Below are 24,211 nucleotides of genomic sequence, written 5' to 3' on the forward strand. Positions count from 1 at the left end.
GGATAGTTTTAATGCATAAGGGATGAGATTCACTGCCATACAGGCAGCTTAGAAAGCTAAAAACTTGAGCAAAATCACCGTCGCCCTGTTCACTGCCATACAGGCAGCTTAGAAATTATCGTGATTTAGACCCGCGTTATATCCCATGTTCACTGCCATACAGGCAGCTTAGAAACACTTAAGGCGCGACATACGATTATTGAAGTTGTTCACTGCCATCAGGCAGCTTAGAAATTGAATATATTCTTGCTGCTCACTGCCCGGTCGTTCACTGCCATACAGGCAGCTTAGAAAACTTGAACCTCAGCGATATCAAAAAAATAAGTGTTCACTGCCATACAGGCAGCTTAGAAAACATCAAATAGCCAAATGGTGCAGTAAGCAAAGTTCACTGCCATACAGGCAGCTTAGAAATTGATTTATCCATCACTTCACCTTCATTAATTGTTCACTGCCATACAGGCAGCTTAGAAATTCATAGAAAAACAGTTAGTCCGTTGCTCACGGTTCACTGCCATACAGGTAGCTTAGAAACGCTATATAAATTTCAAGCTGAATTCACAAGGGTTCACTGCCATACAGGCAGCTTAGAAACGAGTATCAATTCGGGGTGAAAATATCTCAGGGTTCACTGCCATACAGGCTGCTTAGAAACTGTCGAAATTCAAAACTGTCAAAAGTCTTATGTTCACTGCCACACAAGCAGCATATATAAAGTAATTTCGTTTAATGGAATAACAAAATTGCACAATAATGCAATTTGCATCATAATGCAATTTATTGAGAGGGAACATGTATACAATAAAATATCATCTCGATGCTGAAAAAGAAGCCAATGCATTGCCCCTGAAAATAAAAGTAAAGTATGACCGAATAATACAAAAGCTTGAACAATTCCCAAATTACTTACGTGAACCGGATACAAAATCGTTAGGTAACGGGCTTTTTGAGCTCAGAACAGTAGGAAGTGAAATTGCTAGAGGTTTATGGGTATACCATAAAGGCAGGACAATTATTATGCTGAGGATTTTTATCAAAAAATCCCAGAAAACCCCAAAGTCTGAGTTTGATTTAGCTAAAAAACGTTTGCAGGAGTTATTAAATAATGAAAACGCATAAAGAATTGCATATTGAATGGATGAAAGACCCTGAATATCAAGTTGCTTATGAGGCGGAAATTAGAACCGAGAAATTACAAGCTATGCTTAAAGAATGGCGGGAGTCTGCAGGCTTGACTAAGAGTCAACTGGCCGAAATTATTGGCGTTAATCCATCAACGATTACAAGATTAGAAAGTAATGTGAACAATGCCAGTATCAAAAGCATTGCAAGGTATGCCGCCGCATGTGGGATTAAAAATCCAATTATTACGTTGTAAGTCTTAATATCATAGATATTAGCCACACAAATAGCTTAGAAAACGCCAAATTATCGCTGTTTATGATGTGATTATTTATTGTCGTATAAGTAGTCAAAATATCAGCTTCACCTATTATATTTTGATATTTATTGCTTCGAGTAATTTGCACTACATTTAGTGGACTATCCTGTGAAATAACAGAATAGATCACTGTCATTAGATAGCTTAGAAATGAACGATAGAACGGGTCAGGAATACTGCCATACAGGCAGCTTTGAGTAGAGACTACCTGAACAATAGAACGGGTTAAATTATGAATTTATCGGATGATAAAGAATATATGCAAATAACGTATTGGAGAATGTAATGCGCTACGAAATTATTATTAAGATCCTTTTTGTGACCTTCATCTTCAGAATGAAAAAATTATAGAACCCACTTAAACCCACAAATTAAACATCAGCGACAATTGCTCAAACGCTTGATGGATCAAGCGTTCGGTATAGCGAGGAAGAATGGAAATAATCAGTCCCAACATGCTAATACCGATGGTGAGTGTGAGCGGGAATCCCACCACAAAAACCGATAATTGCGGCGTCATACGGTTAAGAATACCGAGGGCAAGGTTGAGAATCAAAAACAGTGTAATAAATGGCAGAGCGAGCATTAAGCCATTAATAAAAATGGTATTAGCGAATTGCAAAAATATCCAAAAGCCATCTCGGTTGAGCGGTGTAGTTTGAATAGGGATGAGTTCAAATGAGTTGGTTAAAATGTAAATTAGCCACAAATGCCCATCGAAAGATAGAAACAATAGTAGGGTAATCAAGTTAAATATACGCCCTAAAATGGGCATATTCGGGCCACCGGTCGGGTCAAAGAACGTAGCGAATGATAATCCCATCTGTAAACCAATCACTTCCCCAGCATGACGCACCGCAGCAAATGCCATCTGCATTGTTAATCCCATCGCAGTGCCAATCACCACTTGCTGCACAATAACCCACAAACCCATAGCTGAAAATAGTGGGATATTCACCACGGGAAGCTGCGGTGAAATAATCAGAACGATAAAAAAGGCGAGGGCAATACGAGCCTTGGTGATAGATTGCTTTTCATTGAAAAACGGCGCTGTACCGAATAAAGCTAACAGGCGTATAAACGGATAAAAACCTTGGCTCAGCCATAGCGTTAAGGTTTCACTGGTGATGGTTAACATTGCTAGCCAATAATAAACGGCAGGTTACTGAATAACTGGCGCATATAGTCGGTAAGTAAGTTAAGCATCCATGGACCTGCAATAATAATCGTGGAGATAACGGATAAAATTTTAGGAATAAAGGACAGTGTCATCTCATTGACTTGGGTTGCAGCTTGCAACAGGCTAATAATCAAACCCGCGGCCAGTGCGGCCAGTAATAAAGGTGCTGCCAACATTAAAGCGATTTTCATCGCTTCTGTACCCATCGCCATTACCGATTCAGGTGTCATAATCGTTCCTAATTAAAAAAGCTTTGAGACAGAGAGCCCAGCAATAATTGCCAACCATCAACCAAGACAAATAACATTAACTTGAAGGGTAATGAAACCGTTGCTGGGGGTACCATCATCATTCCCAGCGCCATCAGAACACTGGCAACCACTAAGTCAATGATCAAGAACGGAATAAAGATAGTAAAACCAATTTGGAACGCGGTTTTCAGTTCACTAGTAATAAACGCAGGAACTAAAATACGCATTGGTACATCTTTGGCTTCTTGAATTTCACCAACTTTGGCGATACGTGCAAAGAGCGCAAGATCCGATTCCCGAGTTTGCCCTAGCATAAACGTACGCAGTGGCGCGGTGCCTTTTTCTAATGCCGTTTCTAGGCTAATTTTATCTTCACTAAAAGGTTGATAAGCTTCACGATAAACTTGGTCTGCAACGGGAGACATAACGAAAAAAGTGAGAAATAGCGCTAATCCCAATAGAACTTGGTTTGGTGGTGCTGAAGGGGTTCCAAGGGCATTACGTAACAAACCGAGCACGATGATAATCCGCGTAAAGCTGGTCATCATGAGGAGCATGGCGGGGATAAAGCCAAGTAAGGTCAAAAACAGTAAAGTTTGGACCGGTAATGACCAAGATTGCCCACCATCAGTCAGAGAATGGCTGATCACCGCAGGCAGTGCCGCTGAAGCTGATTGAGGTAGAGCAAGTAACAGAGCGCTGATAGCGGCAACGGATTTTAAAGGTAACATGGGCGCTTCCGGTTACTGTTTTTCTAAGGCCGCTTGGTTGGCGGCATCTTGTTTTTTCTTGAATATCGACTGAAACGTTAACGGTTCTTGGGTAAAATTCAGTGGGTTTTCTTGTGGTGCGGGATACTGGTGTAATAAGTTCACCGACTGTGCAGTTACCCCTAAAACCAAGTATTCGTTGTTTACTTCAACCACAACAATTCGTTCTTTTCCCCCAATCGTACAGCGACCTTTTACATTCACCAGTTGTTGCTTTGTGAATGTATTACGCCCAAATCCAAACTTTTTAACCAGCCACGCACCGACTAAGATCAGCAAAATAATGGCGCTTAGCGCCCCTGAAATTTGCGCCAAACTATCATTGTTATTGATGGCAGGAGCAGAAGCGTTATCATGGGACACAGTGCTTGCCAAAAACGGTTTTTGGGTTGGCACCGTGTCAATGACTGTGGGTTGAACTTGGGGTTCTATCGCTGTCACATTGGTCATTTTAGCGACTCAAACGGCGCATACGTTCAGATGGAGTGATAATGTCAGTAATACGAATACCGTAATTATCAGATACGACCACGACTTCACCTTGTGCAATTAAATAGCCGTTGATCAGAATATCGAGGGGTTCACCCGCTAAGCCATCTAATGAAACCACGGAACCCTGAGATAGGCTGAGTAATTTTTTAATGGTCATTTTGGTGCGTCCCAGTTCCACTGATAGGCGAACAGGGATATCCATAATTAAGTCAACATCAGAAAATTGATTTAATGGATTCTGTCCGTCAACATTTTCGAAATTCTGCATACCAGCAGAGGCGGATTCCGCTTGTTTTTGTTGTTCCAGCGCCTCAGCCCACAAGTCTTCATCGTTGTGGTTGGTTGATGCATCAAGAGAATTTTTCGCCTCACTCATTGGTACTTTCCTCATCTAGAGTGTTTAAAACAGGGTTAATCAAATGTTCTACACGCAGTGCATATTGACCGTTTTGGGTGCCGTATTGACTGGTTAATACCGGGACACCGTCAACATTGACGATCAGTCTGTCTGGCTTATCAATAGGGAGTACATCCCCTTTTTGTAGTTGCAGCAAGCTAGAGATGCGCAGCGGGATCTCAACCAGATTAGCAACCAGTTCTAATTCTGAACGTTTTACTTGAGTGACTAAGTTAGTGACCCAAGCTTCGTTTTCTTGATGTCCTTGCTCCGTCGGTGGGTTGATTAAACGTTCACGCAACGGCTCAATCATGGCAATTGGAATACAGATACTGAATTCACCGACGGTATTACCGATTTCCACCAAAAATGGGGTAGTTACCACGATATCGTTGGGAGATGTGGTGATATTGGTGAACTTCACCTGAATTTCGGAACGCACATACTCCACTTCAACATCAGCAATTGGGCGCCAAGCATCGCGGTAGGCGTTAAGTGCGAGTTTCAGCATACGATTGATAATACGTTGTTCGGTATTGGTGAATTCTTTGCCTTCAGAGCGAACAGGAAAGCGTCCATCTCCCCCAAACAGGTTATCCACGGCGATATACACCAGCGCGGGTTCAAAAGTGAACAGCGCTGTACCACGCAAAGGTGGCATATGGATCAAATTGAGGTTAGTTGGAACCGGTAAGTTACGTGCAAATTCATGATAAGGCTCAACTTTAATTGCACCAACCGTAATATCTGGACTACGGCGTAACATATTAAATAACCCCATCCGGAACTGACGGGCAAAACGCTCATTAATGATTTCCAAGGATTGCATACGTTCCCGAAAAACCCGGCGTTGGGTATTCGGGTTGTATGGGCGAACATTATCTTTGCCTTGGTTTTCAGGTATCGGCTGATCGGTTGATGGCGCATCATCATTAAGCAGCGCATCAATTTCAGCCTGAGATAAAATATTATCGCTCATGGGTATTACCGCAGAATAAAAGTAGTAAATAACACGTCAGAAATATCCTGATCGGTATCCCCCGGGATCAGGGTAGGGGTTAATGTCCCTTTAATATCCTTCATCAGTTGCAGCTTACCTTCGTGGGTGCCCATATTTTTAGATTGCTGTTCGGACAGCAATAACAAGAGGCGACTGCGAACTTCTGGCAAATATTCGTGAAGCTGTTTGCGAGATTTTTCATTCGCAAGGCGTAATGTGACGTGGATGTAGAGCACGCGATCGGGTGCATTATTTAATCCTGGAAGATTAACGGTAAATGGCTCTAATTCCATAAAAATAGGTTGAGGCATATTTGGACGTTTTTCGTCTCCATCTACAGATTGTGCCTGTTGCTGTGTCGTCCACCAGCTATAACCGCCAAAACCCGCACCGGCTAAGGCTATGAGGGCAAATAGTAAAATTAACCCTTTATTCGAACGTTTAGATTCATTGCGTGAAGACGACATGTGGCTGAATTCCTGTTTTAGATGCCAAACCCATACGGGTTTTATACTTTATGATCTCTAGCATTATCCCTAGATTGGGATGATTTAAAGGAGTGAAAAACGAAGCAAAAAGGCGGTAACTCGACGCTTTAGAACTAAAATTACCGCCATTCGCATATTTATTATGCAAAGGCCTTACAGAAAGACATTATGCAAAGGTATTAATGCCACCTTGTCGAGTCGGTAACTTGGTGTGGCTTGTACTTGTATTTGCCTCACTAATCCCCACGACTCCGACGGATGGATGCGTCGAATGTGGCTGGCCATCTCGCTGATTGGATTGTTGTTCTGCACCGGATTGACTGCTGGTATTCTCTTGCCCAACAGAACCTTGAGCTAAATGAATCCCACTTTCTTGCAGTGCGTTACGTAGAATTGGCATCATGCTTTCCATTGCAGCCCGTACATGGCTATGTGGAGACACAAAATGCATTACGGCTTGGTTATCCTCAATACGCAAATGCACATTCAAGGAACCAAGCTCTTCGGGATGTAAACGAATTTGTGCTTGGGAAACCCCTTGGCGAGAGAAAAATAGCATGTGCTGGCTAAGTTGCTGCTGCCAGGCTTCGCTACCTAATGGGCTTGGGAGATGCATTGTTGGTGTGGCCAGCGGTGCTGAAATGGTCGCGGCTTGCGCAGTGGCTTGAGTTGGCATAATACCTGCGACATGTGGTGTAGCAGAGTTTGCCGACGTCGTGAATGCCCCTGTTTCAGTTTGAAGTGCAAAAGCGCCTTTGGCATTATTTTGCAAATTTTGGCTGTTTTCTGTATTGGTATTGACCCACTGGGAAATGGAATCTGTATTCAACGATTTTTTACTCAGTGGCATAAAGTCCTGAGCAAAATCTTTCGTGGGGATCACTCGCTGATGATCGAGCGCAAATAACGATTGATCACGACGTTCGCCGACCTCTTTTTTCATCATTAGACCCAGAGTTGGGTCTTGCTCTTCCCCTGCTAATTGTAGTTGGGAGCCTACGAGCGCTTTTTCATCAAATGGGGCTGCATTTCGTGCCACATCACTAATCTGTTGCAATGACTGAGTAAATGGCGTGGTCGAGGGTTTTTCTGGTGCCGCTTGAGGATTGGCTGCGGTTTGAATCCGCTCATTAGTGATTTGTTTTAGCTGGTCGACTAACGCTTTTTCATCGGTGAGTTTACCGGTTAATAATTCAGGCTGTAATGGTGTTTGGACACTATCACCGCGTAAATCACGGCTAAAATTCAATTGTGCCAGCGCATGTTCTGCTTTTTCGTTACCAATAGCGGGCTTATCAGGCGTCGGTTCAGTAATTTCAGCCTGTTTCTGTTCACTGATTTGTTGATTCAGCGTAGCTTCATCAGTCGCAGTTTTCGGAGGCGTGTCATTTTCTGTGCTCTTTGCTGGTGGCTGTTGGTTCTCAAGAATCGCTTGAAAAGGCACCGCGGGTGCTTGAGTTTCATCAATCTGACTATCACGTTGCGGCTCATTGGCCGTTTTGGTGCTATTTGTCGGGGTAACTGGCAACAGATTGGCATTGACGTCCATTTATTGGGATCTCCGTAAAGTCGCGCGTTGAGCAAATTCGTCCATCTGTTTTTGTTCTAAGCGATTTTGACGTTGGTTTTGAGTATGTTCGGCGCGTTGAATTAAGGTATCGAACGCATTGACGCGTTGCTGTTTTTCTTGCCAATGACGGTTAGCATCATCGACACGTTGTTTCCACATACTGAGCTGTTGTTGCTGCTGCTCAATAGTGAGTTCTAGGGTGACAAGAAATTGTTGATAATTCTGCCATTTATCCGAGTCCATACCACTGTGCAGTGTTTGGTTTAACTTTTGCCGATATTCGGATTGATAGTTTTCCAACATATTTAACTGCTCTGACATTTGAGTGTGTGTTTGGCGCACCTGAGCAAGGACCTTAGCCGCCTCTTCAGAAGCGTCTTCCGCTAAACTCAATAATGTCGTTAATGCATGGCTATTGGACATCGCACCCCTCGTTATTCATTTGGAACAACATGATCCAGTTGCTCACAAGCTGTTTGATAATCACAACGTTCATCAATATCTTGTTGTAAGAATTTCGACATGCGTGGGTAATACTGAATGGCAGTATCCAACATAGGATCGCTGCCCATGGCGTAGGCGCCGACATTGATTAGGTCGCGGTTACGCTGGTAACTGGATGTTAACTGCTTAAATCGTTGAATTTTGCGATAGTGTTCTTTAGCGATCAGGTCAGTCATTGCTCGGCTAATTGAGGCTTCAATATCAATCGCAGGGTAGTGACCGGATTCAGCAAGAGATCGAGACAGAACAATGTGTCCATCCAAAATAGCACGAGCAGAATCCGCGATGGGGTCTTGCTGGTCATCCCCTTCAGTCAATACGGTATAAAATGCGGTAATTGATCCTCCGTTTTTTCCGTTACCTGCTCGTTCAACAAGCGCGGGTAATTTCGCAAAAACGGAAGGTGGATAACCTTTGGTTGCTGGTGGCTCACCCACGGCAAGCGCGATCTCACGCTGTGCCATACTGTAGCGAGTGAGAGAATCCATAATCAGCAGGACACTTTTCCCTTGGTCTCGAAAATATTCTGCGATACGGGTAGCGTAAGAGGCACCTTGCATCCGCAGTAAGGGAGAAACATCGGCGGGTGCGGCGACCACGACGGCGCGTCTCAAGCCGTCAGCACCCAAGATATTCTCGATAAAATCTTTAACTTCGCGTCCACGCTCACCGATTAACCCAACCACAATAATGTCAGCTTGGGTAAAGCGCGCCATCATACCGAGTAGGACACTTTTTCCGACGCCTGAACCTGCAAATAATCCCATGCGTTGACCGCGACCAACGGTTAATAGTGAGTTTATGGCGCGTACACCGACATCAAGCACACTATGAATAGGTGTCCGTTCTAATGGGTTAATTGGTGGGGTAATCAATGGTGCTCGAGCTTTGGTTTCCAAGGGACCCTTTCCATCGAGGGGGGTTCCTTGAGCATCCAATACGCGACCCAGTAATTCATTACCGATAGGTAGCAGGCGACTGGTTTGCCCATCATCCCCAGTAGATTGAGCATAAACGCGAGCGCCTGGCGAAATCCCTTCAAGGTCTGATAGCGGCATCAGTAACATTCGAGCGCCGTTAAAGCCGACAACTTCGCAGACAACCTCATCGCTGCCGCCATTAATGTTGCGCTCGATATAGCATGTGGCGCCTAAAGGCATTTTGATGCCTTCGGCTTCCATGACTAATCCGGTGATTTTGGTCAGACGCCCGTAGCGGCGTACCATGGGAACCCCTTTCATACGTGACTCTAGGTCATCAAGGGATGCCATCCAGCGACCGAGTCTGGCGGTCATGACAAGCTCTCCGGTGCATACAGACGGCATAATTCTTGCCAACGCGTGGCCACCGTCATATCAATTTCCCCGTCTTCTGCCACGACGCGACATCCGCCGATATGTAGCGTCGGATCGGCGACTAAACGCCAGCCGTTCAGATCCAGCAGTGAACCTAAATGTTGCTCAATTAATGCCACGTGGTTAGGGTTAACATGCAATTCAGGTTGGCTGGCAAAAATCGGCTTCTGCTGAAGTAAACGACTGATTTCTTCCAGCAGTGCAGTACCATCACATACCGTAGATTGCCCCAATACTTGCTTCGCCGCAGAAAGGGCTATTTGCAGTAATTTAGTGGTGACCACGGTATCAAAAGTATCGAGGGAATAATGAAACTCAGACAATAATTTCTGCCATGTTTCAATAGCGGGTTGTTGCAGGGCAAGGGCTTGATCATGACCTTGCTGCTCCCCTGCACGTAGCCCTTCCGTAAAACCGGCTTGATATCCGTCTTTTTGTCCTTTATCGAAACCTTGCTGGAATCCGGTTTTTTGGGCATCTTCTTTGATGTTATCCAGCAAATTGATCTGCTCAAGTACCTCTTTAGGCTCTAAACAAGGCACTTTGGGGGCAGTTGGCTCAGGGGCATCACTTAATGATGGGATGGCTGAAGAATTTAAATCCCACTGATTAAGTTCCCGTAGCTGCCACGGTTGCCATTGCAGATGTTTTTTAGACGAATTAGACATAGACGTCGTCTCCACCACCGATGGCGATTTCGCCTTTCTCGATTAAGCGGCGAACAACCATCAGAATGGCCTTCTGCTCGGTTTCCACTTGTGACATACGTACTGGTGCGCGGGATTCCAAATCGTCGCGGACGATTTCTGCTGCACGGGCTGCCATGTTGTTGAGGAAATGGTCGCGCAGTGCTTGATTGCTGCCTTTGAGGGCAATAACCAACGAGTCGGTCGATACGTCTTGCAGGATGCGTTGAATGCTGCGGTTGTCCACCTCGATAAGATTTTCGAACAGGAACATTTCGTCGATAATTTTCTGTGCAAGTTCACCGTCGTAATCACGCATTGCATCGATAACGCTTTCTTCTTGCTGATTTTTCATCAAGTTGATAATTTCTGCCGCGGTTCTTACGCCACCCATTTTGCTGCGCTTGAGGTTTTGACCGTCCAGAAGATTGTTCAGTACTTCAGTCAATTCCGCTAATGCGGCTGGCTGAACACCGCCAAAGGTGGCAATACGTAGCATAATATCGTTACGTTGACGCTCTTCGAACAGTTCTAAGACATCAGCAGCTAAGTTGCGTTTTAAGTGAACCAAAATGGTGGCGATAATTTGTGGATGCTCATCACGGATAATATCGGCAACAGTTTGTGGTTCCATATAGTTGAGGCTTTCGATGCCCGAGGTTGTCTCTTGCTTCTCGAAAATGTCTTCTAATAGGCTGGCTGCTCGCTCTTCACCAAGCGCTTTCACCAAGACAGAACGCAGATAATCATTGGTATTGATGTTGAGAGCGGCAAACTGAATTGCCGATTCTTCAAACTCAGTCAACACTTCAGCAAGCTCATTATTGGAGATTTGGCGCATGTTGGACACGGCCATACTCAGCTGCTGGACTTCTTTTGGGTTCAGGTGCTTGAACACTTCCGCAGCCTGATCTTCGCCGAGAGTCATTAACATAACGGCGCTTTTCTCTGTTCCACTTAAACTCATTGGGATTTTCCTAACCACTGACGGATAACCATTGCCACGACTTGCGGATCTTTCTCTGCCATTTCACGGATACGCTGACTTTGAATTTCAGCACTTACACGTTGACGAGTCAGACGGCGACGGGTTTTTTCGTCCATATCTTCATTAATTTCTTCTTCAACGACGAACGGCGTTGTCGATTGTGTAGCGATAAAGGTTTCAGCATCGGCTTGGGCTTGCTGCGCTTTACGATATTTCACCCATTGAGGTTTGATACCAAAGCGCCACATGAACCACGCAATAATAGCGATAAGAATAATTTTGCCGTAATCCAATGCTTGGCTAACAAATTGAGGACTGTTCAGTAATGACGTTTCTTCAATTGCTGGGGCATCGCTAGTAAATAATGAGTTAGTGATATTGAGGGAGTCGCCACGTTGTGTGGAATAGCCCATCGCTTCACGGGTTAATGCATCAATTTGCTTGATCATTTCAGGTGGTAATGGCTTCATTTCTACGCCTTTCTCACCCTCCTGAGCTTGGTAGTTAACAATAACAGCAACAGAAAGTCGGTCTACCACACCAATTTGACGCTGGGTATGACTGATTTTGCGATCAACTTCGTAATTGGTCGTCTCATCCCGTTGTGAGTTCAGGGTACCATTACGCGTTGTTGTCGTGTTTTGGTTGTTTTTCCCAGTATTATCTTTATTTTCAGCCTCGATTGGTGCGCTAGGTGCACTGACTGGCTGGTTGGATAATGCTCCCGGTACGCCCCCAGGACCTCCATTGCTGTTTTGCATGCTTTCGCTGTTTTGGCGAGAGCGGATTGCGGCAGCATCCGGTGTTTGGTTCGGTTTATATTCTTCGGAGGTTTGTTCTACTTTCGAAAAGTCCATCTGAGCGGTGACCTGAGCATGGATATTTGCACGCCCAACCAGTGGAGAAAGAATGTCTTCAATACGTTCTTTAAGATGGGTTTCCATCTCTTTGGTCATTTTTATCTGTGCGCTATTGGCCGACTGCTGGCTATTATCATTGTTAGTCAGTAAACGACCTGTTTGGTCAACGATAATGACGTTTGTTGCCGTTAAGCCAGTGACGCTGCTCGATACCATATGCACGATGGCACTAATTTGACCTTCATCGAGAACTCTTCCCGGTAATAACCCCACAGTAACGGAGGCCGTTGGAAGTTTTTGCTCACGAACAAACAGTGTTGGTTTGGGAATGGCCAAATGCACTCGAGCACTTTGAACAGGGCTGAGTGATTCGATAGTTCGCGATAATTCGCCTTCTAATGCACGCTGGTAGTTAATTTGCTCGCTAAATTGGCTGATCCCGAATTGCTCCTTATCTAGCAACTCAAATCCGGTATTTCCCCCTTTAGGTAAACCCGATTGCGCCAGTTTTAAGCGTAATTCATGAACCTTATCCGCAGGGACGAGGATGGCGCTGCCATTATCTGCAATTTGATAAGGGACGTTCATCTGAGTCAGCTGACCCACGATATCACCACCATCTTTTGCGCTAAGGTTACTCAGCAGGACTCGATAGTCAGGGCTGCGAAACCAAAGAAGTAGGGCGACAATAATGGCTATCGCAGCAGCACCGGCAATAATTAACGGTATTTTGGGGTTGGCTTTGATACTTTCGATCATAGAGGCAAAACCTTTTTTGGCCTCCCCCGTATCTTTAGATGCGGTACTCATAAATATTCCCTGCTAAGCAAACTAAACGGATGAATGTACGTTTGGTGAAACAATCTGATTTCCCTCTTCGTAACCTCATTTTTTCACGCTGCTATTATTTAATGCCTTTGGGGAATCTAATGACGGAATCAGCCTATAATTTTGGTGTTATTTATCGGCTTCAAGTAAAAAACAGTGTGGTAGGGTAGGCAAACTAAAAATAGTGACAGCAAATTTTTGCTCAACCAATACACGAGAATAAGATGACTATTCAAGCCATTGAAGGGGTTGTATCCCAATTAAATGTGGTTGCGACTCAAGCGACAAACCATGCCAAGCCTGTTATCGAGCCTGTGGGTTTTGCTGATCATTTAGTCGCTTCCGTTAATCAAATCAATGAAGTCCGTACTAAATCAACCCAAAATGTGCAAGATTTCACTATGGGTAAGCCAGATTTATCATTGAATGATGTGATGGTCGACATGCAGAAAGCCAGTTTAAGTCTACAAATGGGAATTCAGGTAAGAAATAAATTAGTAGCGGCTTATCAAGAGATCATGTCAATGCCGGTATGATTGGTATTTTTAATCTCAATATTATTGATTCTATACGCAGGTATCTCCTGCGTTTTTTATGATTCTTAATCTATATCAACGTGTTAATTTACTAACCACTATCACGGATAATTTATTATTATCATCCTTTGCTATTTTTAAGAATAACCGCCTTTCACTAAACTTTGATTAGATAGATAAAAGACAATAATAATTATTTATTGTTTTTAATCATAGTGAGGTTGTTATGGATAATGAAAATAATATTTTCAAAAATATCAGTCAAAATAGTGAATATGAAAGTGTACTTAAGAACGGTTCATTTTTTATATTAAATAGTAGTGGTGAAACAATAAACTCTATTGTTGTTAGTTATTATTCCGGAGATAAAGGAGAGAAAATAACTCAAAAAATTGATAAATTAGAGCATTTGGAAATGGCTGGTTCTGGATGTGAATTTATATATAGCATAATGGCATGGAGTGATACGGATTATTGGGATGTTGACTTTAGAATATCAACTGGGAAAGCCATATCTCATAGAAAACAAGCCTGTAATATTCGATATTGGGATAATGGTGTAGTTATTATTAATATAGTTAAAAATTTCAAATTATATATAAGGTTCTCGAACTCAGGAGGTTGTTATAATTAATCTTTTAAAGAAAGCTGAGGTAGAATGAGAAATATAACAGAAAAAACATTTTCATCTAATCATACTGGGTACTTCTATGTTATGAATTGCTCTTTACAAGATCTTAAATTTGTTACTGTTACGCATACTACAGACTATCCTCATACTATGTTGCATATCACGGCCGACTTCAGTGATCTAAAAAAAATGAACACGACTAAACTAGGACATTCTTTTCCCTATGAGACGGGGTTTCTATCCCACTTTGATTACTGGGCTGTGGAGATAGAAACTGCATCAGGATATAAATATAAAACTAATGATTTTTTTCTTTGTAATCTAAATTCTGATGATGATGGTTTTGTTTATATTGCTATCCTGCCTGATCTATCTGTTCATACTATTTTTTCTTACTCAACAGGTTGTGTTAAACATTTGATGAATAATTTTATTAAATAGAGAGTTAATAATGAAAGTTAAATTAATTTTATTGATTTGTATGTTTTCTTCAGATTTTTCAATGGCTAATGAAATTAAAATAAATAAAGCATTTAAAGATAACTGTACTGCATACCTTAATATGGAAAAAAGAATTGCTACGATAACATTAGGTAATCAAGATGTAGATAATAAAAGGGCATTTTTCACAATAACTTTACGTAATGATCAAGGAATTACGGATGAAATTTCAATATTAGAATCAGTTGGAAATGATTATGGTAAATCAATGTTTCAACTGATGAACACGGCATACTTATCAAATTCTAATATTAAAATAACACGTTGTGAGTTAAATAAAGTTGCAGGGGCTTCAATATCTTATAAATAAAAATAATTTCTTATTATAGTTAGAATGTTTGATTTTCCTATTTTTTAGTGAGTGTATTTTCATAATTAGATAAGACAAGGGTAGGTTAACGTTGTAACATGCAGAGGCTCAGGAATTACGTTATAAAAATTACTTTATGAAATTAAATGGCTAACACATTAAATATAAAAGGAAATTCAATGTTAAAAGTAATCGCGGAAGATTTTATCAAACCAGAAGCAATAGATATTGTTCTCCCTTTTTATAAAGAGTTAGTGGAAGCCACAAAAAAAGAGCCACTGTGTATTTCATATGACCTGTATGTGGATGAAAAGGAACCGGGACATTTTATCTTTATTGAAGAGTGGCCGGATAGAGATGCATTAGAGACACATTGTGCATCAGAGCATTTTCAACGGTTAGTTCCTATGATTAACCAATATATACGAGCCGAACCAAAATTTGTGTTTATGGATAGTGCATTTTGATTTTATCGTTCCAGACAATATAAAAAATATTTAGCCCTATTTTTTAGGGCTTTCTGCAAGCAGTGAGTTATCTATTTGAAAAATTGGTGATATAAAATGAGGCTAATGTCATCCCAATCTTTTTACTAACCAAAGACCACTTTGCTTCATGGCATAACCAAATAATACACCCACAATCAGCGACGGGATGGTCAGTTGCCAGTTCCCTTGAGCGGCAAAGGTCGCACAGGCACCAATAAAGGTTCCCGGAATATAAGCCAGCCAAGACTTCTGCGCTTGAAAACACATCACAAAAGCAACGATGGTAGTCACCAAATAGCCAGCAAAATTAGGAAGGTCATGGGTGAGTTTATCGTTATGAATAATTGCTAAACCCCATACAACACCGCTAAGAGCAGTAAATAAAGTAACCAATAATCCTTTGACGCCTTCTTTTGGGTAGGCAAAGTATGCCGTACAGCCTAAGAAGCCCGCCCAGCTAATTAAACCGAATAGGTCGGCGACCCACGCCCAGACACCAGATAGAATCGCAGTGGTTAATGAAAGAGAAAAAAGTAGTTTCACAGTAATCACTTAATAAAAAATTATGCCAACAGATTTTGGAAAGCTGAGCATTGTATAGAGTCACTGAAATGGTTGCAATTATATGATGAATAATTAAAGGGTAGGGATCCATATATAATGAACTAATTGTGCTATTAATTGCATAAATTAGATTTATTTAAAATAAAGATAAAGAATATGAGGTATTGATAATTGAACGTTAAATAAATTAGCACCGACTTGCATCGATGCTAATGACTATGGCAAAAAAAGATATCGGTTAGCTAGAGATTACCAGCCGTAGGCGACACCAGCGCCAATAACCGCGCTATCGGAGTTATTCCATGAAATTGAACTACGCAGATTCAGATTTTGTTTTACCTGATATTGTGCTCCGGCGGCAATGGCTTTTCCATTTTTAAAATTACCCATACCCAAACCAGCACTAAAACGGGTTCCTGAGGTATATGGAATATTGGTCATGGCTGCGACAGCTGCAATACCTGCATTCGCATCACGAGCAGTTTGATTGATTTTACTTTCCAGATGGTCGAATTTAGTGTTTATTTGCTTAAATTGTCGAGTATGGAGATTATTTTGCTTGTCGATTTTATCAAAACGCTCAATGTTGAGCATTTGTTGGTTACGCAAAATTAAATCAGCGTGGGCTTTGCTATTTTTTTCTGCTTCATCGATTGATAGACTAGTTAATTCATCAGTATTTTTTATTTCTGTATTTAACTCTAAGATAGCGGTATTCAATTTTTCTATCTCATCATGATTTTTTCTATACGAAATTTCAATGGCTTCTTTTGTATATTCTTCGTAATCAGCTATCTCTCTATCTGCATATCTTTGACTTCTATTTTCACTATCTTTAGTGTTTTGCGTTAATTTTGATATGGAATCTATTAATTCATTAATATCATTTTCATTTTTCTCATGTTTACTCTTATTAGAGTTAATGTCATTAGTTAAGTCTTCTACAGAGGTTTTAATATTATCAATATACTGTTTATTTTTATTAGTATGGTCTTTATTTACATCTATCATTCTTTGCATTGAGTGTATGAAAGCCCATGATTCATCATCAGTATTAAGAAAGTTAGGGGTGTTATCGGTATATGTGGTATTAACTTCTTTATTATCTAATTCTTGTAAATGGGGTTGAACAATAAATAGTGTAATAGCATCATCAAGAATTGTACTTATATTGATTGGGGTGTTTTTTTTTACAGTGTCATCATTTAATGATATAGCATTATCATCCATTTTAATATTATAACTGTTATCTTCATGCCTATGTTCAGGATAATCATAAGGAGCATTGATTTTCATATTGTAGTCATTGCTAGCGAATGATTGAGAGAATAAAGAGGTAAGGATGATTGTGCTGAGATTACATAATAATATTTTATTTTTCATAACGAAATTTCCATATAACGTGAAAAAATATATAGAGATAATTAATATCAATCTCTATTTATAAGCGGAGAGCGAATAATAAAAAAAATATTTTGCTAGGTAAAATCCGTTTTTTGTTTTAATCAACTCGGAAAAACCGTGTTTGATTCTTATTGATACAATAGGATTGATTCGAGGAATATAAATATTTCTATGCGTGGGCTATTTTTATTATTATTTCAATGGTGTGATTTTTATTTAAATTATGATTATATTTTTAGATGGATATTTAAATTCCAACAGGTATAAATATCCATCTAGGGGGGAATTATTTTTTCACTTTATGCACGATATCAAAATACTTTGTTTTATCATCCTGAGATGGGTAGATGCGATAAGTATATTCTTCTGGCGTTACAGTCACGTTTTCAACAACACGAGTGAATAGTACTTCGCCCTTATCATTTTTTGCTGTCAGTGAACGGTTTTTACCATCTTCACTAAATGACCAATCACCTTGCATTTTAGGTGCGCCTTCAAGGGTTAGCATTTTAAATGTACCATCCGGGTAATATTCAGCTAACCCGAAGAAGTTTGCGACTTGACTGTTTGTCGCTTCTACCCCTTTTTTATCTTGATCTACGGCTTCAGTTGTCACCCAAACTTTGTTGATCATAATGTCTTCATAAGCATTATTTTTCTTTGCACTTATCGCTGATTTTTCAACAGGTGCCGTAGAATTCGCGTGTGCGGTAAATGCAGTAGTCGTCGACATGACGATCAGGGCAGCAATAATCGGTTTTAATTTCATAAGAACCCCATTTATTAAAATTAGAGATATGAGATAACAATTAAGTAGATTCTCATCTTCAATGAAATGGTAGAAAAAGCAAAGTTAATAATTATGACTAATTATTAAAAAAGTCAGTTTCTGTGTGTTTGTGTATGATAAAAAACGTATTGAAGTTCAATAAATATAATAAAAGCAAATGTAATTTTAATGTAACATTTCTATCTAGCGATAAAGAAAAATAAATCTATTTTCATACTACATTTAAGGGTAATTTTAGTTTTATATTTTGCAATAAATCTAATTGTATTAAGTTGAGTATTTACAATCACTATCTAAGATAGCCAATCCTATTTAGATGGATTTAATTTCATAAATCCTCCATAAACCCCGCTCATCAGTGATTTTTCTGATGATTTCTGATGTATTTTTCACAATATCATGTTATTTTTCTGTGAATTTTTCATATTCAAGCGACTTTGCCATTTTTTGCATCTTTTCTGTGTAAAAAAAGAGCGATACTAATTCACAGAGGCTTGAATAAAAGTAATTGAATTAACAGGATTTTAGAGATGGCAGTAAGAGAAATTATTGAAATTCCAGATGAAAGATTGCGTATTAAATGCGCGCCAGTCACGGATTTCGCCGCAGTACAAACATTAATCGATGATTTAATCGAAACCATGTACAGCACTGACACTGGTATTGGTCTGGCGGCGCCGCAGATCGCAGAAACCAAAGCCATTATGGTGATTGATATTTCTGAAGAGCGTAATCAGCCAATGGTTTTTATTAATCCGGAAATCATTGAGAGTGAAGGGGAGACAAGCTATCAAGAAGGCTGTCTGTCTGTGCCTGATGTTTATGCAGATGTACCCCGTTTTCAACGCGTTAAAGTCAAAGCATTTGACCGTGATGGCAATGAGTTTATTGTTGATAGCGATGAGTTTTTAGCGATTGTGATGCAACATGAAATTGACCACTTGAATGGTAAAGTTTTTATCGACCATTTATCGACGTTGAAACGCAATATGTTACTGAAAAAATTGAAGAAGCAGCAGCGATTAAAACAGCAGTAAGCTCAGGTTAATCCTATCTACTTTGAAGGCTTCCCGAGACGCATTAACTGTGATTCGGGGAGCTAACTGACAGTAAGTATTAAACCCATTCTTTTATCATACTCAGATAAGCGTCAGGTTAGATTTCCTGACACTTTAAATCCTACTCAAGGGGCTTAATAACCCGTGGAGTGTCGGGTTCATCGAACTGGCCGTAACTATTATTTAATACCTTTTGTTGGTCAAGATGTTTCATTTCTTTACTTAAAAAATTCAAATGATTTTGTAAGTATTCTTTTGTTATTCTTTCATTTTCAATGATCTGGTGTAGTAACTGAATAAAGTCTTCAGTAATGGGTTGGTGCTGCTCGAAATCATGAGTCAATGCAGTGAGATTTTCAACGGCAAGGACATAGTCTGTTTCGCGGGAGATCAGCGTCTCCCATTCCCCGGATTTAGCGAGGGCAACTAAATTTTCACTTAAAATTAAGACATTGCGATATACTTCAAGTAAATAGAGAGGATTTTTATTGTCCACCTGGTTATCTTTCATCCACATTTGCACCGATTTGTTGCCACGCAGAGGCGATATCGGAGAGTAATTGATAAACTTCTTGGACATAAGCCACGTTGTTTTCTAAATTGGCGCGAAGCAACTGCATCGTCATATATTCATACAAACTTGCTAAATTTTCAGCAAGCTCGCCACCTGCCTCATAATTTAGCGATTGTTTTAAGCCTGTGTCAATGATGTCGATCGCTTTTGAGATTTCTTTACCTTTTTCAGCCACATTTCCCTGCTCCATAAAAATCTCTCCCCGCTTAAGGGCACTTAATGCCCCTTTGAACAGGATTTGGATCAGTTGATACGGGGTCGCATTGGTGATTTCACTCTCCAAATTGACCTGCTGATAGGCTTGGTTGGCTTTACGTTGATACATTATGTTTAACCTAAAAGTCTGCCTAATGAATTAGTGGTGCTGTTAAGTGAACTCATCATCTTGTCGAGATTTTGGAACTGTCGACGATGCATATCCATGGTGTTTTCAATTTGTTTATTGGTTTGTTCAATACGTTTATCGAGGCTTTTCTTTTTACGTTGAACACCATCGGTGGCGTTATGCAACGTACCTTCTTTCGTATCTAAGGTCTCTTTTAAAAATTTAAAGTTTTCTGTGGCAAAACCCGTTTCTTTTCCATCACCAGCAAAGAAAGTTTTGACGCTGGATGGGTTATCTTTTAGCGCGGCATCAAGTTTCTTGTTATCAATTTCTAACGTGCCATCAAGCTTTTGCTTGATACCCATTTTGTTTAATAGGTTCAATTCACCACTATTTTGTGGGCTGCGAACATGGGTACGTAAAGTACTTTGTATTACGCGTAAGGTTGAATCTCCAATTAATGGGCCATTAGTTTTATCTGGAGTAGTTCCATTTTTATTTGGTGTATATTTGGTTAACTCTTTCGCGAGATTTTGGAATTCATTATAGGCATCAACCCACGCTTTGATTTTGACCTTAGCGGGTTCGATATCTTCAGAGATAATTAAATGGTCTGCTTTTCCTTCTTCACTCTCTTTTTTCAGGGATAAGGTGAGACCCGGAAACAGATCTTTAGCTTCATTAGTTTGTGATTCTAATTCAAAACCATCAATGATCAGTTCAGCATTTTGTGGTGGGACTTTTTGCTCCATACCGCTGGTATCTTTATCTTTGATGGTGACATTACCCTTGTCATCAATCACTGATTCTACATTTAAAACTTTAGCTAGCTGATCATCACCCTCAACATTAATGCTTATACGGCTATCGGTTCCGGCTTTTTTAGAGGTCACTACTAAATGGTATTGGTTATCTTTGTCTTTAATAACCGAGGCAGAAACGCCTTTATCAGTTTTATTGATCGCATCGGCAATCTCAATTAATGAGGTACTTCCAGCATCAAGTTTGATGACAATTTTATCTTTGTCTTCTTTTTGTGAAGGCTGAGTTATCGTTATAGTGCGCTCTTTGGCACTATTACCGAGTAACTCTTTATTGTCACTGTGGCCTTTGGTCGCAACCGTTTGTGCTTTAGCAAGTTGTGTAACGGTAACATCATGAACGCCAGCAATGGCTTTACCATCAGTTTTGACATCAAATGATTTATATTCACCATTAACTTTAGTGGTACTAATATCTTCGTACTTTTTAAGATCTTCCGCCGCTTTTTTGAGTTTTTCCAATGAAGATTGCATCTTACCAAATGCACTAATTTGCGCATCATAACTGGCTTTTTGCTGGGTTAATGGATCTAGACGGCGTCTTTCCATTGCCTCTAATTGATCCATTTGAACGTTTAAATCTAAATTAGCCCCGATGCCGAGTGTAGATATACCTGCCATGATCTCTCCTGAATATAAACCCTAAAAATAAAACCTTATGTAGTTCCTTATCGGCGGATTGGGGAAAAATATTAGACTATTCTGATAAATAATGATGGCGGGAGTTAAACCGTAAAAAGCAGGTAATTATGCTTATTGAATCAAAATGATTGCAAAATAATTCAAATGTGAAGAATTTTATAAAAATTTAATCCGTAAAAAAACGGATTCCCATGCACTTTCGTTGATGTTTATAAAAAATTTTCATAAAAATGGCTAAAGGGGTTTTGGGTGCCGCCGATAATGTATTTGCTGACAAAAATTATTTAACAGAATACTCGTCATACTTCACGCTGTATCGGAGTTGGCTGCACTCAGTCACCCTAGTCACATACTTCAGTATGCTCCTAGGGATACCTTCGCTAGCCGCCTAGATACAGCCCGAATTATTTAGAGTATTAACACTGTGTAACATACAAAAAAATAGGAATACATCATGGCACAAGTCATTAATACTAACATTCTTTCTCTGACTACTCAGAACAACTTAAACCGTTCACAAGGCGTATTAGGTTCAGCAATTGAGCGTTTATCTTCTGGTTCACGTATCAACAGCGCAAAAGATGATGCAGCGGGTCAAGCAATTGCTAACCGTTTCACAGCAAACATCAAAGGTTTAAGCCAAGCTTCACGTAACGCAAACGACGGTATTTCTATCGCGCAAACAACTGAAGGCGCGTTGAACGAAATCAACGATAACTTACAACGCATTCGTGAGCTGACTGTTCAAGCAAAAAATGGTTCTAACTCTAATTCAGATATTAGTTCAATCCAAAACGAAGTCACTGAGCGTTTAGCTGAAATCAACCGTATCTCAGAACAAACTCAGTTTAACGGTGTTAAAGTTCTGAGCGGCGAAAAAACTGAAATGAGTATCCAAGTGGGTACTAACGATAAAGAAGTTATCAAATTCAGCTTAGATAAAACAGATAACGACACTTTAGGTGTTTCTAGCGATAAACTGTTCACTGAAACTACTGCTAAGAAAGGTGTAATTGTTGATGGTTCTGCTATTGCAGATCCTACAACTTTAGTTTCTGGTACTGCATATGACTCTACAACTATTAAATCAGCTAAAACTTATAATGTTGATGGCTCAGATTCAGCAACTCAAGTTGTTATTACTGATGCAGCGGATAAACAATTAGTCGTTAATAAGTCTGATTTAGAAGATAATGGCGCAGGCAAAATCGCATTGAAAGCAGGTGCTCAGACAACTGCATATGCAACATCTACAGGTACAGACGTTAAAACTTTAGATGTTAAAGGCGACGCTCTGGCAACTTTAGACAAAGCTATCAACACTGTTGATGAAAGCCGTTCTAAATTAGGTGCGATTCAAAACCGTTTCCAATCTACTATCAACAACCTGAACAACTCTGTTAACAACCTGAGTGCAGCACGTAGCCGTATCCAAGATGCTGACTTCGCGACAGAAGTTTCTAACATGAGCCGTGGCCAGATTCTGCAACAAGCAGGTACTGCTGTGTTGGCGCAAGCTAACCAGGTTCCACAGGGTGTTTTAAGCCTGTTACGTTAATTCGTGATTGAGCTTTTTATTGAAAGACCAGCTTTGCTGGTCTTTTTTTTGCCCGTCATTCTTCGCGCTGCAACGTCGTTGACTTCAGTCGCTCACCCGAATCACGTACCAATGTACGCTCATCGGGATAATCTCCTTCGTCGCCTAGCTGCAACACGAATTATTTAGGGCGTGCTTTGGTATTGTTAAGGTCAAGGGCAAAAAATTAAAAAATGCACGCATTCATTAATTTTATTTAGGATAAAGAGAATAACGGCTAATTTAGTGTCTTACTCTGCGGATTGAAATTACGCGTAACACAGATAATGACTACCTTTAGTTAAAACTTGAAGGGTGATTCAGGTTGTGAGTGATTTATATACTGCCGAAGGTGTCATTAATAAAAATAGCCTATGGGAGCGTTATTACCCTCTAATACGCCATGAAGCCCTGAAACTGCAAGTCCGACTTCCTGCCAGTGTAGATATCGATGACCTAATCCAAGCGGGTGGCATCGGTTTACTTCATGCATTAGAACGTTTCGATGCTTCATTAGGTGCCTCTTTTGCGACTTATGCCGTACAGCGTATTCGCGGCTCCATGCTGGACGAATTACGCAGTCGCGACTGGGTTCCCCGTAGCGTGCGCCGTCAAGCTCGTGAAATGACCAAAGCCATTGGTGAACTTGAGCAAAAGCTTGGGCGTAGCGCTAGCGAGCCAGAGATTGCACAGTCATTAGATATTGAGTTGTCGGAATACCGTCAAGTGCTCCTCGATACCAATAACAGCCAACTGTTTTCCTACGATGAATGGCATGAGGTCCATGGGGAAAGCTGTGAGCCGTCAATGGATGAAGGCGATGGGGGCAACCCACTGAGTTTATTGATGGAATCGAGTTTACGTGACCAGATCATGGCAGCGATAGAGCAACTACCAGAACGCGAAATGCTGGTATTGACGCTGTATTACCAAGAAGAACTGAACTTGAAAGAGATTGGGGCGGTTTTGGAGGTGGGGGAGTCGAGGGTTAGTCAATTACACAGCCAGGCTATTAAGCGGTTGCGCTCTAAGTTGAAATCGTAGCTCGTCATACTTCGAACCACAGCGTTGTTGGCTGCTCTCAGCTACCCGAATCACATACTTATGTATGCTCATCGGGATATCTTCGCTTGCCGCCTAGCCGTGATTCGAATTATTTAGAGCTATGGTTGGGTAAGGCC

Annotated in this window: 28 protein-coding genes and 2 CRISPR repeat arrays (1 of these 30 running past the window's edge); of the genes, 9 read left to right on the forward strand and 19 right to left on the reverse strand. The window is 40.7% G+C overall.

Annotated features, from left to right (window positions below; genetic code table 11):
* Positions 1 to 176: a CRISPR direct-repeat array (repeat unit 28 nt; unit sequence GTTCACTGCCATACAGGCAGCTTAGAAA) (it extends 393 nt beyond the left edge of the window).
* Between the two features lie 90 nt (positions 177 to 266).
* A CRISPR array of direct repeats spans positions 267 to 714; the repeat unit is 28 nt; unit sequence GTTCACTGCCATACAGGCAGCTTAGAAA.
* A gap of 78 nt (positions 715 to 792) precedes the next feature.
* Positions 793 to 1,119: a type II toxin-antitoxin system RelE/ParE family toxin gene (locus tag PR761_RS05615; protein ID WP_115164169.1), complete on the forward strand. Its 327-nt coding sequence runs from the start codon at positions 793 to 795 to the stop codon at positions 1,117 to 1,119.
* On the forward strand, positions 1,106 to 1,378 hold the full coding sequence (locus tag PR761_RS05620) for a helix-turn-helix domain-containing protein (RefSeq protein WP_181875007.1): 273 nt from the start codon (positions 1,106 to 1,108) through the stop codon (positions 1,376 to 1,378). Before PR761_RS05615 ends, PR761_RS05620 begins: the two co-directional genes overlap by 14 nt.
* A gap of 421 nt (positions 1,379 to 1,799) precedes the next feature.
* Here PR761_RS05620 and fliR read toward each other — a convergent pair whose 3' ends face one another.
* The 13 genes from fliR to fliF all read right to left on the reverse strand — a co-directional run bounded on the left by fliR (position 1,800) and on the right by fliF (position 12,792).
* Entirely contained in the window at positions 1,800 to 2,579 is a 780-nt protein-coding gene (gene fliR, locus PR761_RS05625; protein ID WP_006813414.1) for a flagellar biosynthetic protein FliR, read from the reverse strand.
* Between the two features lie 2 nt (positions 2,580 to 2,581).
* Positions 2,582 to 2,851: a flagellar biosynthesis protein FliQ gene (gene fliQ / locus PR761_RS05630; RefSeq protein ID WP_006813413.1), complete on the reverse strand. Its 270-nt coding sequence runs from the start codon at positions 2,849 to 2,851 to the stop codon at positions 2,582 to 2,584.
* An 8-nt stretch (positions 2,852 to 2,859) separates the two neighbouring features.
* Positions 2,860 to 3,603 carry a flagellar type III secretion system pore protein FliP gene (gene fliP / locus PR761_RS05635; protein ID WP_006813412.1) on the reverse strand — a complete coding sequence of 248 codons (744 nt, stop codon included), beginning with the start codon at positions 3,601 to 3,603 and terminating at the stop codon, positions 2,860 to 2,862.
* 12 nt (positions 3,604 to 3,615) lie between these two features.
* Complete coding sequence (gene fliO / locus PR761_RS05640) at positions 3,616 to 4,092, reverse strand: flagellar biosynthetic protein FliO (RefSeq protein WP_006813411.1); 477 nt, start codon at positions 4,090 to 4,092, stop codon at positions 3,616 to 3,618.
* A 1-nt stretch (position 4,093) separates the two neighbouring features.
* Entirely contained in the window at positions 4,094 to 4,510 is a 417-nt protein-coding gene (fliN, locus tag PR761_RS05645; RefSeq protein WP_006813410.1) for a flagellar motor switch protein FliN, read from the reverse strand.
* Complete coding sequence (fliM, locus tag PR761_RS05650; RefSeq protein ID WP_115164172.1) at positions 4,503 to 5,510, reverse strand: flagellar motor switch protein FliM; 1,008 nt, start codon at positions 5,508 to 5,510, stop codon at positions 4,503 to 4,505. The genes fliN and fliM overlap by 8 nt, the downstream gene beginning before the upstream one ends.
* A 5-nt stretch (positions 5,511 to 5,515) precedes the next feature.
* A complete protein-coding gene (fliL, locus tag PR761_RS05655) occupies positions 5,516 to 5,998 on the reverse strand; it encodes a flagellar basal body-associated protein FliL (RefSeq protein WP_006813408.1) in 483 nt (160 codons plus the stop codon).
* Between the two features lie 187 nt (positions 5,999 to 6,185).
* Positions 6,186 to 7,568 (reverse strand): flagellar hook-length control protein FliK, encoded by a 1,383-nt coding sequence (locus PR761_RS05660; protein ID WP_126436703.1) that lies wholly within the window; start codon positions 7,566 to 7,568, stop codon positions 6,186 to 6,188.
* Positions 7,569 to 8,012: a flagellar export protein FliJ gene (fliJ, locus tag PR761_RS05665; RefSeq protein ID WP_006813406.1), complete on the reverse strand. Its 444-nt coding sequence runs from the start codon at positions 8,010 to 8,012 to the stop codon at positions 7,569 to 7,571.
* Between the two features lie 11 nt (positions 8,013 to 8,023).
* Positions 8,024 to 9,388, reverse strand: a complete 1,365-nt coding sequence (gene fliI, locus PR761_RS05670) for a flagellar protein export ATPase FliI (protein WP_006813405.1) — start codon at positions 9,386 to 9,388, stop codon at positions 8,024 to 8,026.
* Positions 9,385 to 10,116 carry a flagellar assembly protein FliH gene (fliH, locus tag PR761_RS05675; protein WP_006813404.1) on the reverse strand — a complete coding sequence of 244 codons (732 nt, stop codon included), beginning with the start codon at positions 10,114 to 10,116 and terminating at the stop codon, positions 9,385 to 9,387. The genes fliI and fliH overlap by 4 nt, the downstream gene beginning before the upstream one ends.
* Complete coding sequence (gene fliG / locus PR761_RS05680) at positions 10,109 to 11,101, reverse strand: flagellar motor switch protein FliG (protein ID WP_006813403.1); 993 nt, start codon at positions 11,099 to 11,101, stop codon at positions 10,109 to 10,111. The genes fliH and fliG overlap by 8 nt, the downstream gene beginning before the upstream one ends.
* Entirely contained in the window at positions 11,098 to 12,792 is a 1,695-nt protein-coding gene (gene fliF / locus PR761_RS05685; protein ID WP_154611034.1) for a flagellar basal-body MS-ring/collar protein FliF, read from the reverse strand. The genes fliG and fliF overlap by 4 nt, the downstream gene beginning before the upstream one ends.
* Positions 12,793 to 13,019: 227 nt before the next feature.
* Here fliF and fliE point away from each other — a divergent pair, with 227 nt between their 5' ends.
* From fliE to PR761_RS05705, 4 genes are all read left to right on the forward strand, one after another.
* Complete coding sequence (gene fliE / locus PR761_RS05690) at positions 13,020 to 13,346, forward strand: flagellar hook-basal body complex protein FliE (protein WP_255312722.1); 327 nt, start codon at positions 13,020 to 13,022, stop codon at positions 13,344 to 13,346.
* 226 nt (positions 13,347 to 13,572) lie between these two features.
* A complete protein-coding gene (locus PR761_RS05695; protein WP_112836549.1) occupies positions 13,573 to 13,980 on the forward strand; it encodes a hypothetical protein in 408 nt (135 codons plus the stop codon).
* Positions 13,981 to 14,428: 448 nt separating this feature from the next.
* A complete protein-coding gene (locus PR761_RS05700) occupies positions 14,429 to 14,788 on the forward strand; it encodes a hypothetical protein (protein WP_006813397.1) in 360 nt (119 codons plus the stop codon).
* A 179-nt stretch (positions 14,789 to 14,967) separates the two neighbouring features.
* Positions 14,968 to 15,255, forward strand: a complete 288-nt coding sequence (locus PR761_RS05705) for a putative quinol monooxygenase (RefSeq protein ID WP_039854236.1) — start codon at positions 14,968 to 14,970, stop codon at positions 15,253 to 15,255.
* 108 nt (positions 15,256 to 15,363) lie between these two features.
* Here PR761_RS05705 and PR761_RS05710 read toward each other — a convergent pair whose 3' ends face one another.
* From PR761_RS05710 to PR761_RS05720, 3 genes are all read right to left on the reverse strand, one after another.
* The gene (locus PR761_RS05710) at positions 15,364 to 15,819 is read right to left on the reverse strand and encodes a DUF1097 domain-containing protein (protein ID WP_272519339.1); all 456 of its coding nucleotides are present in this window, start codon (positions 15,817 to 15,819) and stop codon (positions 15,364 to 15,366) included.
* Between the two features lie 270 nt (positions 15,820 to 16,089).
* Positions 16,090 to 17,223, reverse strand: coding sequence for a YadA C-terminal domain-containing protein (locus PR761_RS05715; RefSeq protein ID WP_230083587.1), 1,134 nt, complete (start codon positions 17,221 to 17,223; stop codon positions 16,090 to 16,092).
* Between the two features lie 307 nt (positions 17,224 to 17,530).
* Positions 17,531 to 18,013: a DUF4822 domain-containing protein gene (locus PR761_RS05720; RefSeq protein WP_006813393.1), complete on the reverse strand. Its 483-nt coding sequence runs from the start codon at positions 18,011 to 18,013 to the stop codon at positions 17,531 to 17,533.
* Between the two features lie 551 nt (positions 18,014 to 18,564).
* On the opposite strand from PR761_RS05720, the gene def reads away from it, so the two are divergent.
* A complete protein-coding gene (gene def / locus PR761_RS05725) occupies positions 18,565 to 19,071 on the forward strand; it encodes a peptide deformylase (protein ID WP_006813392.1) in 507 nt (168 codons plus the stop codon).
* A gap of 142 nt (positions 19,072 to 19,213) precedes the next feature.
* Here the strand turns inward: def and fliT are convergent, their stop codons facing one another.
* The 3 genes from fliT to fliD are packed head-to-tail and all read right to left on the reverse strand — an operon-like array spanning position 19,214 to position 21,433.
* Positions 19,214 to 19,603: a flagellar protein FliT gene (gene fliT, locus PR761_RS05730; RefSeq protein ID WP_006813391.1), complete on the reverse strand. Its 390-nt coding sequence runs from the start codon at positions 19,601 to 19,603 to the stop codon at positions 19,214 to 19,216.
* Positions 19,593 to 19,991 (reverse strand): flagellar export chaperone FliS, encoded by a 399-nt coding sequence (gene fliS / locus PR761_RS05735; RefSeq protein ID WP_006813390.1) that lies wholly within the window; start codon positions 19,989 to 19,991, stop codon positions 19,593 to 19,595. The genes fliT and fliS overlap by 11 nt, the downstream gene beginning before the upstream one ends.
* Before the next feature lie 5 nt (positions 19,992 to 19,996).
* Positions 19,997 to 21,433 carry a flagellar filament capping protein FliD gene (gene fliD, locus PR761_RS05740; RefSeq protein WP_006813389.1) on the reverse strand — a complete coding sequence of 479 codons (1,437 nt, stop codon included), beginning with the start codon at positions 21,431 to 21,433 and terminating at the stop codon, positions 19,997 to 19,999.
* A gap of 475 nt (positions 21,434 to 21,908) precedes the next feature.
* Here fliD and PR761_RS05745 point away from each other — a divergent pair, with 475 nt between their 5' ends.
* Together PR761_RS05745 and PR761_RS05750 are read left to right on the forward strand one after the other, a co-directional pair.
* Positions 21,909 to 23,012: a FliC/FljB family flagellin gene (locus tag PR761_RS05745; protein WP_154611035.1), complete on the forward strand. Its 1,104-nt coding sequence runs from the start codon at positions 21,909 to 21,911 to the stop codon at positions 23,010 to 23,012.
* Between the two features lie 345 nt (positions 23,013 to 23,357).
* A complete protein-coding gene (locus PR761_RS05750; RefSeq protein WP_272519340.1) occupies positions 23,358 to 24,074 on the forward strand; it encodes an RNA polymerase sigma factor FliA in 717 nt (238 codons plus the stop codon).
* Positions 24,075 to 24,211: the final 137 nt, after the last annotated feature.

It is taken from the genome of Providencia sp. PROV210, from assembly GCF_028479445.1.
GTDB lineage: Bacteria > Pseudomonadota > Gammaproteobacteria > Enterobacterales > Enterobacteriaceae > Providencia > Providencia rustigianii.

Excerpts from the sequence above, each read along its gene's own strand:
- fliD (WP_006813389.1), bottom strand. The coding sequence starts at position 21,433 with ATGGCAGGTATATCTACACTCGGCATCGGGGCTAATTTAGATTTAAAC.
- fliR (WP_006813414.1), bottom strand. The coding sequence starts at position 2,579 with ATGTTAACCATCACCAGTGAAACCTTAACGCTATGGCTGAGCCAAGGT.
- PR761_RS05700 (WP_006813397.1), top strand. The coding sequence starts at position 14,429 with ATGAAAGTTAAATTAATTTTATTGATTTGTATGTTTTCTTCAGATTTT.
- fliG (WP_006813403.1), bottom strand. The coding sequence starts at position 11,101 with ATGAGTTTAAGTGGAACAGAGAAAAGCGCCGTTATGTTAATGACTCTC.
- PR761_RS05660 (WP_126436703.1), bottom strand. The coding sequence starts at position 7,568 with ATGGACGTCAATGCCAATCTGTTGCCAGTTACCCCGACAAATAGCACC.
- fliO (WP_006813411.1), bottom strand. The coding sequence starts at position 4,092 with ATGACCAATGTGACAGCGATAGAACCCCAAGTTCAACCCACAGTCATT.
- fliL (WP_006813408.1), bottom strand. The coding sequence starts at position 5,998 with ATGTCGTCTTCACGCAATGAATCTAAACGTTCGAATAAAGGGTTAATT.
- fliM (WP_115164172.1), bottom strand. The coding sequence starts at position 5,510 with ATGAGCGATAATATTTTATCTCAGGCTGAAATTGATGCGCTGCTTAAT.
- def (WP_006813392.1), top strand. The coding sequence starts at position 18,565 with ATGGCAGTAAGAGAAATTATTGAAATTCCAGATGAAAGATTGCGTATT.
- fliS (WP_006813390.1), bottom strand. The coding sequence starts at position 19,991 with ATGTATCAACGTAAAGCCAACCAAGCCTATCAGCAGGTCAATTTGGAG.
- fliN (WP_006813410.1), bottom strand. The coding sequence starts at position 4,510 with ATGAGTGAGGCGAAAAATTCTCTTGATGCATCAACCAACCACAACGAT.
- fliJ (WP_006813406.1), bottom strand. The coding sequence starts at position 8,012 with ATGTCCAATAGCCATGCATTAACGACATTATTGAGTTTAGCGGAAGAC.
- fliT (WP_006813391.1), bottom strand. The coding sequence starts at position 19,603 with ATGAAAGATAACCAGGTGGACAATAAAAATCCTCTCTATTTACTTGAA.
- PR761_RS05715 (WP_230083587.1), bottom strand. The coding sequence starts at position 17,223 with ATGAAAAATAAAATATTATTATGTAATCTCAGCACAATCATCCTTACC.
- PR761_RS05705 (WP_039854236.1), top strand. The coding sequence starts at position 14,968 with ATGTTAAAAGTAATCGCGGAAGATTTTATCAAACCAGAAGCAATAGAT.
- PR761_RS05720 (WP_006813393.1), bottom strand. The coding sequence starts at position 18,013 with ATGAAATTAAAACCGATTATTGCTGCCCTGATCGTCATGTCGACGACT.
- fliI (WP_006813405.1), bottom strand. The coding sequence starts at position 9,388 with ATGACCGCCAGACTCGGTCGCTGGATGGCATCCCTTGATGACCTAGAG.
- PR761_RS05620 (WP_181875007.1), top strand. The coding sequence starts at position 1,106 with ATGAAAACGCATAAAGAATTGCATATTGAATGGATGAAAGACCCTGAA.
- PR761_RS05615 (WP_115164169.1), top strand. The coding sequence starts at position 793 with ATGTATACAATAAAATATCATCTCGATGCTGAAAAAGAAGCCAATGCA.
- fliH (WP_006813404.1), bottom strand. The coding sequence starts at position 10,116 with ATGTCTAATTCGTCTAAAAAACATCTGCAATGGCAACCGTGGCAGCTA.
- PR761_RS05695 (WP_112836549.1), top strand. The coding sequence starts at position 13,573 with ATGGATAATGAAAATAATATTTTCAAAAATATCAGTCAAAATAGTGAA.
- fliQ (WP_006813413.1), bottom strand. The coding sequence starts at position 2,851 with ATGACACCTGAATCGGTAATGGCGATGGGTACAGAAGCGATGAAAATC.
- fliF (WP_154611034.1), bottom strand. The coding sequence starts at position 12,792 with ATGAGTACCGCATCTAAAGATACGGGGGAGGCCAAAAAAGGTTTTGCC.
- PR761_RS05745 (WP_154611035.1), top strand. The coding sequence starts at position 21,909 with ATGGCACAAGTCATTAATACTAACATTCTTTCTCTGACTACTCAGAAC.
- fliP (WP_006813412.1), bottom strand. The coding sequence starts at position 3,603 with ATGTTACCTTTAAAATCCGTTGCCGCTATCAGCGCTCTGTTACTTGCT.